Source organism: Amycolatopsis sp. CB00013, assembly GCF_001905755.1.
GTDB lineage: Bacteria > Actinomycetota > Actinomycetes > Mycobacteriales > Pseudonocardiaceae > Amycolatopsis > Amycolatopsis japonica.
In genome coordinates, this window is sequence record NZ_LIWC01000003.1 from 616,779 (window position 1) to 632,093 (window position 15,315).

Here is a 15,315-nt window from a genome sequence, read left to right on the forward strand (position 1 = left end):
TATTACGATGCGATCGCATTGTAAACGAGCTCGGGGGTGAACTCGGTGGAAGCCGAACGGGGGAAGGTACGGCTGCGGCCGCCGCGGAACGTGCTGGATCAGCGGGTCGTGGGCTGGTGGCGGCTGCAGGGAACGCTTTTCTGGGGTGCGCCGGTACTGGTGCTGGTGGTGCTCGGGCTGCTCATCACGCCCGCGCGGTTCTGGCTGCTGACGCCGGCGGTGGTGTTCGCGGTGGCGGGCCTGGCGTGGGTGATCGCGATGCCGCTGTGGTGGTTCAAGGTGCATCGCTGGGAGGTCACGGAGACGGCGGTGTACGCGCGCTCCGGGTTCTTCTGGCAGGAGTGGCGAGTCGCGCCGATGTCGCGGATCCAGACCGTGGACACCCTGCGCGGGCCGCTGCAGCAGCTGTTCAAGCTCGCGACCGTCACGGTCACCACGGCGTCGGCGCGGGGCGCGGTCAAGATCCGCGGCCTCGACCACGAACTGGCCGCGAGCCTGGCGGAGCAGCTCACCGAAACGACGCAGGCGACGCCAGGGGACGCGACATGACCTCGGGCGAATTCGAGGACTGGAACACGCTCGACAAGCGGACACTCGCCGTCACCGCAGTGATGATGGCCGGCGCGGCCGTCGGCGCCGCCATCCCGACCACGGCCGCGATCGTCGGCGGCGGCGCGAGCTTCTGGGTCGCGCTCGCCTGGGTCGTGGCAGGCGGGCTGGTCCTCGTCGCCGGCGGCGTGCTGGCGGATCTCTTCTACTGGAAGGGGGTTCGCTACCGGCTCACGCCGGAACGCCTGGAGACGGCGTTCACCCTGGTCTTCCGCTCGCGGAAATCCCTGCAGCGCGAGCGGATCCGCAACGTCGACCTGACGGCGAACCCGCTGCACCGGCTGTTCGGCGTGGCGGTGGTGACCATCGGCACCGGCTCGCACGAGTCGGGCGGGCAGGGCCGCATCAAGCTCAACCCCGTCTCGCGCGCCGAAGCCGAGCGGTTGCGCGCGGAACTGTTGCGCCGCGCGGAAACCGTGGAGACCGACGAGGACGCGCCGCTGGCCGAACTCGACCGGAGCTGGATCCGCTACGCGCCGATGTCGTTCCTCACCCCGGCGCTGGGGCTCGCCGCGGGCGGTGGGCTCATGCAGGTCTCGGAATGGGCGGGTCTGCAGAAGGGCCTGATCGACTGGGTGATCGGCCTGTTCCGCGGTATCCCGCTGGTGGTGGCGATCCTGATCCTGCTGGCGATCGCGATGCTCGTCGGCCTGATCGGCGCGCTGGGCCTGTGGGTCGAGATGTGGTGGAACTACCGGCTCGACCGTGAGGCCGGCGGCACGCTGCGGGTGCGCCGGGGCCTGTTCACCACGCGCTCGATCTCGATCGAGGAACGCCGGATGCGCGGCATCGACCTCGTCGAGCCGCTCGGGAACCGGATCTCCGGCGCGGCGCGGGTCGACGCGATCGCCACCGGCATGCGCCAAAGCGACGACAAGGACAAGACCGACTACCACACGCTTCTGCCCGCCGCGCCGGTCGCGACGGCCAACCGGATCGCCGCGGCGGTGCTGCGCGAACCGGTGTCGCCGACCGAAGCCGTCCGGCTGACCGGGCATCCGCGTGCCGCGCGGGGACGGCTGCTGCGCTGGTGGATCGGCTCGGTGGTGGTCCTGCTGGCGATCTTCGCGATCCTCGGCTTCCTGCTGACCGACGTCCTGCTGGTGATCGGTGCCGCGCTCGGCGTGGTGCTGCTGCCCGCGTCGGTGCTGCTGGCGCTGGACGCCTATCGCAACCTGGGGCACGGGATCACCGGGCGGTACCTCGTCGGACGGCACGGCACCGTGCGGCGGAGCACGTTCGCGCTGGAGCGCGACGGCGTGATCGGCTGGACGGTGAAGCAGTCGATCTTCCAGCGGCGCAAGGGTTTGCTGACCGTCGTGGCGACCACGGCCGCCGGTGCCGGGGCGTACTCGGTGTACGACGCGGGGGAGGAGCAGGGGCTGCTGTTCGCGGAGGAGTCGGTGCCGGAACTGCTGACGCCGTTCCTGGAACGGGCTTGAGGCTTCGGTCCGGTGGGTCGCCGGTCCGTGAAGGACTCCTTGAGGGACTCGTTTTGCTTACCCACTGGTGTGGGTCGAGCCTGAGGAATTCGGGGCGCGGAACGTCTCGGCTCCTCCACGTTTGGATCCGTTGATGAAGGATTTGGGACAGTGAACGTCCCCAATCCTTCATAGACAACACTCGACCCGGTCTGGAACGGAGCGAATCCCGCTCACACACAGGGATGACAGGGGACTGTGTGGATTTCGGGTCATCCAACGTCCCAAAATCCACACAATCAGCGGCCTGAGCCGCCACGGCGGCCGGCGTGCCGTGTCTGCGCACGACACCTTCGGCCTGCCCTCAAGAGAGCCGCCCTTGCCACTCACGACCACCGGGACCGACGCTTCGGCCGTCACCGAAGTGTCTGCTGGCTACCGTCGTGCCATGACCGCCTTCGCCGCACTCCACGTCCCCGGTTCCCCGCTGCTCCTGCCGAACGTCTGGGAGTTCGGCGCCGCCGCCTTCCTGGCCGCGCAAGGCTTCCCGGCACTCGGCACGACCAGCCTCGGGGTCTCGGCCGCCGAGGGCGAGCCGGACGGTGCCCCGTCCTCGAAGGACGCCACCGTCCGGCTGGCGCGGCGGCTCGCCGGGCTCGACGCGCTGATCAGCGTCGACCTCGCCGACGGGTTCAGCGAAGACCCGGGCGAGGTCGGCGCGCTGGCGGCGGAGCTCGCCGAAGCCGGTGTCGCGGGCATCAACCTCGAAGACGCCCTGGGCGACCCGGTGCGGCACGCGGCCAAGATCGCGGCCGCGAAGGACCGCGCTCCCGGTCTGTTCGTCAACGCCCGCACGGACACGCATTGGCTGGGAGAGCCCGACATCGGCGCCGCGATCGACCGTTCTCTGTCCTATGTGGACGCAGGAGCGGACGGCGTGTTCGTGCCGGGGCTCGCCGAGGCGTCGGACGTCGAACGGCTGGTGAAGGCCGTCGGGGTGCCGGTGAACCTGCTGTTCCTGCCCGGAAAGGTCACCGTCGCGGGGCTCGCCGGGCTCGGCGTCGCCCGGATCAGTCTCGGGTCGCTGCCGTACCGGATGGCGCTGGCCGCCACGCTGCGCACGGTGGAGGCCGTGCGCGACGGCGGCGAACTCCCGCCGGCCCCGCCCTCCTACGCCGACGTCGCGGCCCTGCTCCCGGATTCTCATTAACCTCGGGGGCATGCAGACCTTCGGAGCCGAATTCGCCGTCCCGCCCGGTTATCTGAACACGCCCAGCATCGGTATCCCGCCGTCGCACGTGGCCGACGCGGTGGCGGAGGCGGTCGAACGGTGGCGGCGCGGCGAGGCCCGCCCGACCGACTTCGACGAGCCCGTCGCGCGGACCAGGGTGGGCTTCGGCGCGCTGATCGGCGTCCCCGCGGAGCGGGTCGCGATCGGGGCGTCCGTCTCACAGCTGATCGCGAACGTGGCCGCCGGCCTGCCCGACGGCGCCAGCGTCCTGGTCGCCGCGAACGACTTCACGAGCGTCACTTTCCCCTTCGCAGCTCAAGCGCACCGCGGGGTGAAGGTCACCGAAGTCCCGCTGGCCGAGCTGACCGAGCGCGTCGAAGGGCACGACCTCGTCGCGGTCAGCGTCGTCCAGTCGGCGGACGGCGCCCAGGTCGACCTAGCCGCGCTCCGGGCCGCGGCCGAGGCGGCGGGCGCGGCGGTCCTGCTCGACGCCACCCAGGCCGCCGGATGGCGACCGCTGGACCTCGGCTGGGCAGACTGGGTGGTCGCCGCGGGCTACAAATGGCTGCTCGCGCCGCGCGGGGCGGCCTGGCTGGCCGTGCATCCGCGGGTGCTGGAGCGGGCCGTGCCGGTCGCCGCGAACTGGTACGCGGGCGAAGACCGCTGGCAGACCGTCTACGGGCTCCCGCTGCGCCTGGCGGAGGGCGCCCGGTCGCTCGACCTGTCCCCGGCCTGGCTCGCGTTCGTCGGCGCCGCCGCCTCTCTCGACTACCTCGCGTCCTTGGATCTCGAAGCCGTCCGCGCGCACTGCGTGGGCCTCGCCGACTCACTCCTCGAAGCGATCGGCTCACCCGGTCAGGGGAGTGCGATCGTCTCGCTCGACGCCGACGCCCGCCGGGTGGCGGAAGCGGGCATCGTGGCCGGTACCCGGGCCGGAAGGCAGCGATTCGGCTTCCATCTCTACAACACGGCTGACGACGTGGAACGGGTGATAAGCACGTTCAGGTGAACCGCCGGGAGCGCGTGAACTACCGTATGTTCCCGTGGTTGGTGCGCAATTTACCCCGGGACCGACGGAAACGGCCCGGCTTCAGCCGGTGCGACCGGCAGGGCCGGGCGGGCCGCCGTCCGCGCCGAAGCCGCCGAGGGACACCAAGGCCCTGGCGCTCAAGGGCGGCGGGCTGGTCGCCATCGCGGTCGTCTCGGCCCTGCTCTGGTGGCTGATCCGCCACGAGCCGGAGCCGACGCCGGTCGCGGACCCGCCGTCGAAGACCGGCCAGTTCCAGTACACGCTGGTCGAAGGCCCGCAGGTCACCACCGACTGCGCGAGCAAGGCCTACGGCGACACCAAGAAGTTCTTCGCCGACACGCCGTGCACGCGCCTGTCGCGGGCGCTGTACACGACCGAGACCGGCGGGAAGAAGGCGCTGGTGTCGGTCGTCCTGGTCACCATGCCCGGCGAGGTCACCGCGACCCAGCTCAAGGCGCTGACCGACAAGGACGGCACGGGCAACGTGTCCGACCTGGTGCGCGACGGGACCTTCAAGGCGCAGGGCGCCCCGAAGATCTCGGGCCAGGACGCGGCCTACGACTCCCACGTCACCGGGCCCGAGGTGGCCATCGTGCTGGCCGGCTTCTACGACAAGCAGAAGGACAAGCCGGTGCTGGAGCGGATCGCGACCGACGCCCTGCGGCTCTCGGGCGACCTGCGCCGCTGACCGGGATCCCCGCCTCCGGATGCTAGGAAAGGACCGTTCCTTGCAAATTTTGCAAGGAACGGTCCTTTCCTAGCGTTTGAAGGGACGCGAAGAGCCTCAGGCCGACTGGCCCGGCATCGCGATCGCCACCGGTTTCGCACCGAACTCCGCCCGCCAGGCGGTACCCCGCCGCGCCGACCCGATCAGCGCGTTCAGCGCGGTCGTCCGCAAGGCGGCGTCATCGGTGCGGTCGAGCACGCCGAGCCAGGCCGCGGACGCGTCCGATTCGGCGGTCGCCACCAGTTCCATCGCCGAGTTCGCCTCGGTCACCGGCCGCGGCGGCACGTACGCGGCCTCCGGTCCGGTGGGCGTCTGTCCCGCCGCGGAAAGCATGCGTTCGCAGACGTCGCGACGTTTGACGTGCTCGGCCGTACCCCGCGACACCGCGCCGCTGAACGCCGCGGGCAGGTACGCGCTGACCAGCCCGTACACCCAGATCGCCGCGTGTTCGGCGGCCAGCGCCTGCTGGACGGCCTCCGCCGCCTCCCCGCCGAGCTGGACCCCGGCGGGCACCTCGACGGCTCCGGCGTCGTCGCCGCGGCCGAGCTTCTCCGAACTCTGTTGCAGCGCCGCGCAGCCCGCCGCGATCGAGGCGACCATCCCGGCGCGGTAGCGCGGCAGGGTGGGCACGAGACCTTCGGCCTGTTTGCGGGCCACGGCAAGCCGTTCCTTGAGCCCGTCGAGCGACGACGGCGGCGGTGTCGCCGCCGGACCCGGCTGGTCCGGCTTCGGCCGGTTGAGCCGGTCCACCTCGGTCTTGAGCGCCGCCGCGTGCGCGGCCCGCGCGGTGGCGACCGCTTCGCCCTCGGCGCCCAGCGCCTTCGCACCGGCCGCGTCGGTCTCCGCCGCGCGCAGCAGCGGGCCCAGCGGGTCGGGGGTTTCGTCGAAGCCGGGGGAGCAGGCGGACGCCAGCGGCACGGCCAGCGCGGCCAGCGCCCCCATCCGCAGGAAAGTGCGACGGCTCGGCTCTGTCGATCTTCCGGTCACGCCGCCCCATCCTGCCAGTACCCCGCGCGGGGCCGCCGCTCGCGCGTCACGCGGGGGTGACCGGATAAGCTGGTCCACTACCGAACCCGGATCCACGCCGCCGGGTCGCCCACAGCCGAACAGGAGCGCTCCACCGTGCCCAACGACCTCGCCAGCAGGCTGGAGCCCATCGTGGCCGAAGCCGTCAAGGCCGCGGGTTTCGACCTCGATTCCTTCGAGGTCCAGCAGGCAGGCCGCCGTCAGCTGGTCAAGGTCGTCGTCGACGGGGACGACGGCGTCGGGCTGGACGAGGTGGCGGGCGTCAGCCGCGCGGTCTCCGCCGCGCTCGACGAGAACGAGCACGTGATCGCGAGCGCGTACACGCTCGAAGTCACCTCGCCGGGCCTGGACCGGCCGCTGACCGTGCAGCGGCACTGGCGGCGCGCGAAGTTCCGTCTCGTCAAGGTCACCCCGGCCGAAGGCGCGGCGTTCATCGGCCGGGTCGGGCACGCGGGGGAGAAATCCGCGCGCGTGCTCGTGGACGGCGAGATCCGGGACGTCTCTTACGCCTCGGTGACCAAGGCGGTCATCGAGATCGAGTTCAAGCAACCACCTGCCGAGGACCTGAAACTGTTGGAAACCGATGCGTCGGCCCTGAACGCCGCCACCACGGAGCCGAAGGAGGAGCCGAAGTGAACGTCGACATCGCCGCGCTGCGCGCGATCGAACGGGACAAGGACATCCCCTTCGAGACGGTGATCGAAGCGATCGAAACCGCGCTGCTCACCGCGTACAAGCACACCGAGGGCCACCAGCCGCACGCCAGGATCGACATCGATCGCAAGAGCGGCCTGGTGCGCGTCCTCGCGCACACCCTCACCCCGGACGGCCAGACCGACGAGGAATGGGACGACACCCCCGAAGGCTTCGGGCGGATCGCCGCGACCACCGCGCGGCAGGTCATCCTGCAGCGTCTTCGCGACGCCGAGCACGAGAAGACCTTCGGCGAGTTCTCCGCCAAGGAGAACGAGCTCGTCGCCGGCGTGGTGCAGCGCGACGCCCGCGCCAACGCCCGCGGCATGGTCGTCATCCAGGTCGGCGACATCGAAGGCGTGCTGCCTGCGATCGAGCAGGTGCCCGGCGAGACCTACGAGCACGGCGACCGGATCAAGGCCTACGTCGTCACCGTCTCGCGCGGCAACCGCGGCCCGCAGATCACGCTGTCGCGTTCGCACCCGAAGCTGGTGCACAAGCTGTTCGCCCTCGAAGTCCCCGAGATCGCCGACGGCACGGTCGAGATCGCCGCCGTCGCGCGGGAACCGGGACACCGGACCAAGATCGCGGTCCGCTCGACGGTGCCCGGCGTCAACGCCAAGGGTGCCTGCATCGGCCCGGTCGGCGCGCGTGTGCGCAACGTGATGAGCGAACTGGCCGGCGAGAAGATCGACATCATCGACTTCTCCGAAGACCCGGCGAAGTTCGTCGGGAATGCGCTGTCGCCCGCGAAGGTTGTGTCGGTGAAGGTCGTCGACGAGCGGGCCAAGACCGCACGCGTCGTCGTGCCGGACTTCCAGCTTTCGCTTGCGATCGGCAAGGAGGGGCAGAACGCCCGCCTCGCCGCCCGGCTCACCGGCTGGCGGATCGACATCCGCAGCGACGCCGCCCCTGAGCAGGGTGACGAAGCACACGCCGGGCAGCCGCGGCCCGCCGCGGCAACCGGTTCGGCTGAGTGAAGGTCGAAGCGCTAGACTTACGAGTGGTTCAGAGCCCGCGGCCGGGAACCGACCTCCAGCATGACCGGGAAGCCCCGGTTCGCACCTGTGTGGGTTGCCGTAAGCGGGCCTTGATCGGCGAGTTGCTGCGAGTGGTCGCGGCGGACGGTCGGTTGGTCGTCGACGAACGTCGGCGGCTGCCGGGCCGGGGTGCCTGGTTGCACCCCGTGCCGGACTGTCTGGCCAAGGCCGAGCGGCGCAGGGCGTTCCCCCGAGCACTTCGTGTTCCGGGGTCGCTCGACGCCCAGGGTGTCCACGAACGCCTGGAGCGGCACGCCGAAGGCTAAAGGGCGCCGGGACATCCCCGGTGCCGGATGGAATCAGGAAGCAGGTCGACCCGTCATGAGTCAGCCGTGAAGCTGAATCAATGAACGCGCGACAATAGGACGAGGTCTGCGGGTCTGCCGCCGGCCTCCCCAGATGAGGAGAGCTGTGCCAGGCAAGGCCCGAGTACATGAGCTCGCGAAAGAGCTCGGCATCACCAGCAAGGAAGTTCTCGCCAAGTTGAAGGACCAGGGCGAGTTCGTGAAGTCCGCGTCGTCGACCGTCGAGGCCCCCGTGGCCCGGCGTCTTCGTGACGCTTATTCGTCCAAGGACGGCCAGAGCAAGAAGCCCGTCCCGACTCCCGGCCCGCGCCCGCCGGCGAAGCCCGCTGCCCCGGCTCCGGCCGCGAAGCCCGCTCAGCCCGCGCCCGCGGCGAAGACCGAGGCTCCGGCCGCCCCCGCGGCGTCCGCCCAGGCCCCGTCGGCTCCGGCTCCGGCCCAGCAGCCGTCCCGGCCTTCCACCCCGGGCGCCCGCCCGGGTCCGCGCCCCGGCCCCCGGCCGCCGGCGCCGAAGGAAGAGGTCGCTCCGGCGGCGAAGGCCGCTCCGGCCGAGCCGAAGAAGGAGACCCCGGCGGCACCAGCCACCCCGCCCGCGTCCCAGACGCCGTCGCAGGGTTCGGTCGTGCCGCCCAAGCCGCAGGGCCCCAAGCCCGGCGGCCCGAAGCCCGGCCCGCGCACCCCGCGCGTCGGCAACAACCCGTTCGGTGTGGGTTCCGGTTCCCCGGCCCCGCGTCCGTCCGGCCCCCGTCCCGGTGGCGGCCAGCAGGGCGGCGACAACCGTCCGCCGCGTCCCGGTGGTGGCCAGGGCGGCGACCGTCCGGCTCCCCGTCCCGGTGGCGGCGCGCCCGGCGGTAACCGGCCGAGCCCGGGCAACATGCCCCCGCGCCCGAACCCCGGCATGATGCCGGGCCGCCCGGCCCGTCCGGCCGGTGGTCCCGGTGGCGGCCGTGGTGGCCCCGGTGGCGGAGCCCGTGGTGGCCCCGGCGGCGGCGCTCGTGGCGGTCCCGGTGGCGGCGGCGGAGGCTTCCGCGGCGGTCCCGGTGGTGGCGGCGGCGGTGGCGGTTTCCGTCCCGGTGGCGGTGGCGGCGGTTTCCGTCCCGGTGGCGGTGGCCCCGGTGGCGGCGGCGGTGCCCCGGCCGGTGGCGGCGGTTTCCGTGGCGGCGGCGGTCGTGGCGGCCCCGGTGGCCGTGGTGGTACCGCGGGTGCCTTCGGGCGTCCCGGTGGTCCCTCGCGCAAGGGCCGCAAGTCGAAGCGGCAGAAGCGCCAGGAGTACATGGACAACATGCAGGCGCCCAGCGTCGGTGGTGTCCGTCTGCCCAAGGGGCAGGGCGAGACGATCCGCCTGCCGCGTGGTGCCTCGCTGACCGACTTCGCCGAGAAGATCGACGCCAACCCGGCTTCGCTGGTGCAGGTGCTCTTCCACCTCGGCGAGATGGTCACCGCGACGCAGTCGGTGTCCGACGACATCCTGGAACTGCTCGGCGGCGAAATGAACTACAACGTTCAGGTCGTCAGTCCCGAGGAAGAGGACCGGGAGCTGCTCGAGACCTTCGACATCACCTACGGCGAAGACGCGGGTGAGGAAGAGGATCTGCAGGTCCGTCCGCCGGTCGTGACCATCATGGGTCACGTCGACCACGGTAAGACCCGCCTGCTCGACACGATCCGCAAGACGAAGGTGCGCGAAGGTGAAGCCGGTGGCATCACCCAGCACATCGGCGCCTACCAGATCGAGACCGAGCTCGAAGGCAACCCGCGCCTGATCACCTTCATCGACACCCCGGGTCACGAGGCGTTCACCGCCATGCGTGCCCGTGGTGCCAACTCGACCGACATCGCGGTGATCGTGGTGGCGGCCGACGACGGTGTGATGCCGCAGACGGTCGAGGCGATCAACCACGCGCAGGCCGCCAAGGCGCCGATCGTGGTCGCGATCAACAAGATCGACAAGGAAGGCGCGAACCCGGACAAGATCCGGCAGCAGCTGACCGAGTACGGCCTGGTCGCCGAGGAGTACGGCGGCGACACGATGTTCGTCGAGATCTCCGCGCGGCAGAACATCAACATCGACGGCCTGCTCGAGGCGATCCTGCTGACCGCCGACGCCGCGCTGGACCTCCGGGCCAACCCGGACATGGAGGCCCAGGGTGTCGCGATCGAGGCCCACCTCGACCGCGGCCGCGGCCCGGTGGCCACGGTGCTGGTCCAGCGAGGCACGCTGCGCGTCGGTGACTCGGTCGTGGCGGGTGACGCCTACGGCCGCGTCCGCCGGATGGTCGACGAGCACAACGTCGACGTCACCGAGGCGTACCCGTCGCGTCCCGTCCAGGTCATCGGGTTCACCTCGGTGCCGGGTGCGGGCGACACCTTCCTGGTGGTCGACGAGGACCGCGTCGCCCGGCAGATCGCCGAGCGCCGCTCCGCCCGGACGCGCAACGCCCTCAACGCGTCGCGTCGCAAGCGGGTCAGCCTCGAGGACCTCGACTCCGCCTTGAAGGAGACGAACAGCCTCAACCTGATCATCAAGGGTGACAACTCCGGTACCGTCGAGGCGCTCGAAGCCTCGCTGGTGCAGCTCGAGGTCGGCGACGACGTCGAACTCAACGTCGTGCACCGCGGTGTCGGTGGCGTCACCGAGTCCGACATCGACCTGGCGACCGCGTCCGACGCGATCGTCCTGGGCTTCAACGTCCGTGCGCAGGGCAAGGCGACCGAGCGGGCCACCCGCGAAGGCGTCGACGTCCGGTACTACACGGTCATCTACCAGGCGATCGAGGAGATCGAGCAGGCTCTGAAGGGCATGCTCAAGCCGGAGTACGAAGAGGTCGAGCTCGGCAAGGCGGAGATCCGCGACGTCTTCAAGTCGTCGAAGATCGGCACCATCGCCGGTTGTCTCGTCGTCTCGGGCGAGATCCGCCGCAACGCGCGGGCCCGTCTGCTCCGCGACGCGACCGTCATCGCCGAGAACCTGCCGATCAGCTCGCTGCGGCGGTTCAAGGACGACGTGGTCGAGGTTCGCGACGGGTACGAGTGTGGTCTGACGCTGGGGTCGTACAGCGACCTCAAGGTCGGCGACATCATCGAGACCTACGAGCAGCGCGAAAAGCCGCGTGCGTAAGTGACACGGGCGGCGCTCCTCCGCATCTGGGCGGGGGAGCGCCGCTTCACTTCGAAACAACCCAGAACCCCACATGTTCGTAGGAGCTCTTGAGCTCGACATCCTGCTGGGCGACGTCCATTCGCTCAAGCAGAAGCGATCCGTGATCAAACCGGTGCTGGCCGAGGTGCGCAGGCGTTTCGACGTCTCCGTCGCCGAAGCGGGCCATCAAGACCTGCACCGGCGCGCGCTGATCGGTGTGGCCGTGGTCGCGGCGAGTGGCGAGCACGTTCGTGACGTGCTCGACTCGTGTGAGCGCCTCGTGGCCGGGAGGCCGGAGTTCGAACTGCTCTCCAGCCATCGCCGGCTGCTCGGCCCGGATGACTAAAGAAGATCTTTCGAGGAGACGAAATCCCATGGCCGACCCCGCTCGGGCTCGTAAGCTCGCCAAGCGGATCTCACAGATCGTCGCGCACGCGATCGAGCACGACATCAAGGATCCGCGGCTCAACCACGTGACGATCACCGACACGAAGATCACGGCGGATCTGCACGACGCCACGGTCTACTACACGGTGCTCGGCGAAAACCTGGAGTCCACGCCCGACCACGCCGGTGCCGCCGCGGCGCTCGAATCCGCCCGTGGCGTCCTGCGCACGAAGGTCGGTCAGGGCACCGGAGTCCGCTACACTCCGACGCTGGCCTTCGTGGCCGACAGTATTCCTGAGGACGCCAAGCGCATCGAAGACCTTCTCGCGAAGGCGCGGGAAGCGGATGCCGAGGTCGCCCGGCGGGCCACTGGTGCGCAGCACGCCGGCGAAGCCGACCCGTACAAGCCGCCGCGGGAAGAGGCCGAAGACGATGAGTTCGCCGACGAGGAGACCCGTCGCTGAGGGACCGGACCACGCCGTGAGCCGGCGTGGTCTCCTGCTGGGAGCCGCGGCTCTCGGCGGCTCGGCGCTGATTTCCGCTTGCGGCGCCGAGAAACCACCCCTGGTGGGGCCGCCGCCGGTGGCCCCACCGACCACGCCGACGCCGCTCACCGAAGCGGTCACGGTGCAGAAGATGCGGTCGGCGGCGCGGAACCGCGACGTCAACCTCGTCATCATCGCGCCGGACGGCGTGTCCCGGGTCGGGATGCCGGTCTGCGTCGCCCTGCACGGGCGCGGCGCGGACGCCCGGACGTTCCTGAACCTGGGCGTGCAGGACGCGCTGAACCGGGCCGTCGCGTCCGGGCTGCCCGGTTTCGCGGTGGCCGCCGTCGACGGGGACAACTACTGGGTGGACGTCGGCAAGGACGACGACCCGCAGCGGATGCTGTCCGACGAGCTGCCCGGCTGGCTCGCCCAGCGCCAGCTGCGGCCGCCGTCGGCGATGTTCGGGATCTCGATGGGCGGGTTCGGCGCACTGCGCTACGCCCGCGACCACAAGAACCTCAAGGCCGTCGCCGTCGCCAGCGCGGCGCTGTTCGTGAGCTGGCCCGATGCCAAGTCCCGCAAGGTCTTCGAGGATCGCGCGCAGTGGGAATCGCATGAGCCGCTGCTGCACACCGGCGACCTTTCCGCCGAAGTGACCGGCGTGTGGTGCGGGAATTCGGATCCCTTCGCCCGCGCCGACCGCAAACTCATCAAGGCACTGGACCCCGCCGTCGCGAAGATGACCCCAGGCGCGCACAACGACGACTATTGGCGCGAGATCATGCCCGACGTGCTGAAGTTCGTGGGGGACCGCATCGCCTGACCCCGCGTTTCGTCCTCTGAATGCGGTAGTGCGCGATGCCGACCACCGCATTCAGAGGACGAAACGCGGGAGGGGCAGGCGACACCTCGTGCCATGAAAGGTCCTTTCCTTGCAAAATTTGCAAGGAAAGGTCCTTTCATGGCATTGGTGAGCGCGACCTTCCGGCGACCGTGTCGCGAAAGCCACTTTCGGGACATCAGACGTCGCGAAAGTGGCTTTCGCGACAGGCCACGGAGGTAGTGCGCGATGCCAACCACCGCATTCAGAGGACGAAATGCGGGAAGTCGCTAGAGAGGTTTGGCGGCGACGATCAGGTCTCGCACGATCGCCTGGTCCACCCGGTGGGCGAAGCCGGCGTACGGGCCGTCCTCCCGGACCTCCATCCCCGCCTTGTCCAGGATCGCGGCGAGTTCCTCGCGCGGCGCGACGTTGGTGTTCCACGAGATGCCGAGCGCGCCGCCCGGGCGCAGCACCCGCGTCCACACCGGGACCGCGGCCGCGAGCAGATCGCGTGGGCTGCGCGCGAGCGACGCGTCCTGGGTGCGGTGGCTGCCGTGCTGCACGCCGTACGGGGCGTCGGTGACGATGAGGTCCACCGAGTTCGGCCGCAGCAGTTCGTCGGTGGTGAGCGTGTCGCAGTTGAGGTAGGTCAGCCGGCGCACTTCGCCCGCCTTGTACCGCTCCTTGGTGATCCCGAAGCCGATGTCGAGCCGCCTGCCGAGCCGGACCTTGTTGCGGCGCACCTGACCGGATTCGGCGCTGTGCTTGATCCGCTTCTGCTTCAGCCAGGTCTTGACGAACATCTCGTAGGCGTCGAAATCCTTGCCGTCGACGTCGAGCCCGGTGGCGTCGAAGCCGTACATCATCGCCTGGTTCAGCGTGGTGCCGCGGCCGCAGAGCGGGTCGAGCAGGTGCAGCGGCTCGTCCAGCATCGCGGCAGGCTCCGCCCTCGCCAGCAGGGTGACGTTGACGAGGAGTTTGGTGAACAGCTCGTTCGTCTTGCCCGGGTACTTCTGAATGGTCAGCAGATCCGAGTCGAAGTTCGCGAGCGGGCTGATCGTCACCGGCTTCAGGACGCCGTCGCCGAGTTCGAACAGCGCGTACAGCGCCGAAAGATTCGACAGGAGCGCGAGATCGCGTTCGCTCAGCGGGGCGGGCGTGGTGAAGGTGAGGTAGCCGACGCCGCCGAGTTCCGTCTCGCCGATCTCGGAGACCTCGGTCTCCAAAGCGGACAGGCCGAACACCGCCAGCTCCGCGCGCAGGAGGGCCGGGGTGGAGTCGGTGTAGACCCGGTTGGCGGACGGGTAGACCAGGATCGCGTACTCGGACATCCGGTAGAGCGTAGCTTGACTGATTGTGACAGCCACTCCAGTGCCGAACCTGAAGGAAGCCGCCGCCCTCCTGGCGCGCGCCACCGACGTGACCCTGCTCGGCCACGTCCGCCCGGACGCCGACGCGCTCGGCAGCGCGCTGGCGCTGGGCCGGGCGCTTCAGCTGCGCGGCGTCAAGGTCCGCGTCTCCGTCGGCGAGCCCGAGGAGATGCCCGAAACCCTGCGCAGCCTGGACGTCGGCGGGCTCTACGTCCCGGCGAGCGAGCTACCGGAGAGCGAACGGCTGCTGGTCGCGCTCGACACGCCCACGCCGGGCAGGCTCGGGAAACTCGCGTCGCGGGTGGACGCCGTCCGCGCGGCGGGTGGCGACGTCCTGGTGATCGACCACCACGCGTCCAACGTCTTCTACGGCACGCACCACGTCGTCGACGATACCGCCGAAGCCACCGCGGTCCTCGTCTTCGCGTTGCTGGAGGAGCTCGGCACCGCGATCGACGAGCCGATCGCGCGCTGCCTGTACGCGGGGTTGGTCACGGATACGAGCGGGTTCCGCCGGGCCCGGCCCTCCACCCATCTGATGGCCGCGAAGCTGCTCGAAGCCGGTGTAGACCCGGACAAGGTGGTCCGCGAGATCGTCGACGACCACCCGTTCGCGTGGCTGCCGATGCTTTCGGAGGTCCTCGCGGGCGCCCGGCTCGAACCGGACGAGGCTCGCGGCTTCGGCCTCGCGCACGCGGTCGTGACGCTCGACGTCGCGCGGTCCGTCCGTGCCGAAGAGGTCGAAGCCGTCGTCGACGTCGTCCGGTCCACTCGCGAGGCCGGCGTCGCGGTGGTGCTCAAGGAGGCCGAGCCGATCGGGCCACAGCGGCGATGGACGGTCTCGCTCCGTTCGGCGGGTGGCGTCGACGTGTCGGCCGCGGCCGGGGAACTGGGCGGCGGAGGACATCGCCAGGCGGCCGGCTGCACCGCTGAGGGCACGCCCGACGAGGTGCTCGGCAAGCTCCGGGAGGCCCTGTCGAGGGCACCGCTGCTCTGACGAACGGTGTCATCGTAATTTCATCGGTGGTT

The 15,315-nt window shown here is 70.4% G+C and carries 15 protein-coding genes; 13 read left to right on the forward strand and 2 right to left on the reverse strand.

Annotated features, from left to right (window positions below):
• Window positions 1-36 precede the first annotated feature (36 nt).
• The 5 genes from AMK34_RS22425 to AMK34_RS22445 all read left to right on the forward strand — a co-directional run bounded on the left by AMK34_RS22425 (window position 37) and on the right by AMK34_RS22445 (window position 4,979).
• Window positions 37-549 carry a PH domain-containing protein gene (locus tag AMK34_RS22425; protein WP_051972611.1) on the forward strand — a complete coding sequence of 171 codons (513 nt, stop codon included), beginning with the start codon at window positions 37-39 and terminating at the stop codon, window positions 547-549.
• A complete protein-coding gene (locus tag AMK34_RS22430) occupies window positions 546-2,051 on the forward strand; it encodes a PH domain-containing protein (protein WP_073846692.1) in 1,506 nt (501 codons plus the stop codon). Before AMK34_RS22425 ends, AMK34_RS22430 begins: the two co-directional genes overlap by 4 nt.
• A gap of 427 nt (window positions 2,052-2,478) precedes the next feature.
• Complete coding sequence (locus AMK34_RS22435; RefSeq protein WP_073846693.1) at window positions 2,479-3,240, forward strand: isocitrate lyase/PEP mutase family protein; 762 nt, start codon at window positions 2,479-2,481, stop codon at window positions 3,238-3,240.
• Between the two features lie 10 nt (window positions 3,241-3,250).
• Window positions 3,251-4,270 (forward strand): aminotransferase class V-fold PLP-dependent enzyme, encoded by a 1,020-nt coding sequence (locus tag AMK34_RS22440; RefSeq protein WP_073846694.1) that lies wholly within the window; start codon window positions 3,251-3,253, stop codon window positions 4,268-4,270.
• Between the two features lie 88 nt (window positions 4,271-4,358).
• Window positions 4,359-4,979: a hypothetical protein gene (locus AMK34_RS22445; protein WP_073846695.1), complete on the forward strand. Its 621-nt coding sequence runs from the start codon at window positions 4,359-4,361 to the stop codon at window positions 4,977-4,979.
• Window positions 4,980-5,075: 96 nt separating this feature from the next.
• Here AMK34_RS22445 and AMK34_RS22450 read toward each other — a convergent pair whose 3' ends face one another.
• Window positions 5,076-6,005: a ferritin-like domain-containing protein gene (locus tag AMK34_RS22450; RefSeq protein ID WP_038516611.1), complete on the reverse strand. Its 930-nt coding sequence runs from the start codon at window positions 6,003-6,005 to the stop codon at window positions 5,076-5,078.
• 135 nt (window positions 6,006-6,140) lie between these two features.
• On the opposite strand from AMK34_RS22450, the gene rimP reads away from it, so the two are divergent.
• From rimP to AMK34_RS22485, 7 genes are all read left to right on the forward strand, one after another.
• Window positions 6,141-6,680: a ribosome maturation factor RimP gene (gene rimP / locus AMK34_RS22455; RefSeq protein ID WP_037343048.1), complete on the forward strand. Its 540-nt coding sequence runs from the start codon at window positions 6,141-6,143 to the stop codon at window positions 6,678-6,680.
• Window positions 6,677-7,717, forward strand: coding sequence for a transcription termination factor NusA (nusA, locus tag AMK34_RS22460; RefSeq protein WP_038516608.1), 1,041 nt, complete (start codon window positions 6,677-6,679; stop codon window positions 7,715-7,717). Before rimP ends, nusA begins: the two co-directional genes overlap by 4 nt.
• A 23-nt stretch (window positions 7,718-7,740) precedes the next feature.
• Window positions 7,741-8,043: a YlxR family protein gene (locus AMK34_RS22465; protein WP_051972600.1), complete on the forward strand. Its 303-nt coding sequence runs from the start codon at window positions 7,741-7,743 to the stop codon at window positions 8,041-8,043.
• A gap of 145 nt (window positions 8,044-8,188) precedes the next feature.
• Window positions 8,189-11,197, forward strand: coding sequence for a translation initiation factor IF-2 (gene infB / locus AMK34_RS22470; RefSeq protein ID WP_038516604.1), 3,009 nt, complete (start codon window positions 8,189-8,191; stop codon window positions 11,195-11,197).
• 73 nt (window positions 11,198-11,270) lie between these two features.
• A complete protein-coding gene (locus AMK34_RS22475) occupies window positions 11,271-11,564 on the forward strand; it encodes a DUF503 domain-containing protein (protein ID WP_016332602.1) in 294 nt (97 codons plus the stop codon).
• Between the two features lie 28 nt (window positions 11,565-11,592).
• Complete coding sequence (gene rbfA / locus AMK34_RS22480; protein ID WP_007029396.1) at window positions 11,593-12,069, forward strand: 30S ribosome-binding factor RbfA; 477 nt, start codon at window positions 11,593-11,595, stop codon at window positions 12,067-12,069.
• Between the two features lie 16 nt (window positions 12,070-12,085).
• Window positions 12,086-12,916 carry an alpha/beta hydrolase gene (locus AMK34_RS22485; protein ID WP_038516602.1) on the forward strand — a complete coding sequence of 277 codons (831 nt, stop codon included), beginning with the start codon at window positions 12,086-12,088 and terminating at the stop codon, window positions 12,914-12,916.
• 287 nt (window positions 12,917-13,203) lie between these two features.
• Here AMK34_RS22485 and AMK34_RS22490 read toward each other — a convergent pair whose 3' ends face one another.
• Window positions 13,204-14,247 carry a TRM11 family SAM-dependent methyltransferase gene (locus AMK34_RS22490; protein WP_073846696.1) on the reverse strand — a complete coding sequence of 348 codons (1,044 nt, stop codon included), beginning with the start codon at window positions 14,245-14,247 and terminating at the stop codon, window positions 13,204-13,206.
• A 40-nt stretch (window positions 14,248-14,287) separates the two neighbouring features.
• On the opposite strand from AMK34_RS22490, the gene AMK34_RS22495 reads away from it, so the two are divergent.
• On the forward strand, window positions 14,288-15,283 hold the full coding sequence (locus AMK34_RS22495; protein WP_083649965.1) for a DHH family phosphoesterase: 996 nt from the start codon (window positions 14,288-14,290) through the stop codon (window positions 15,281-15,283).
• Window positions 15,284-15,315: the final 32 nt, after the last annotated feature.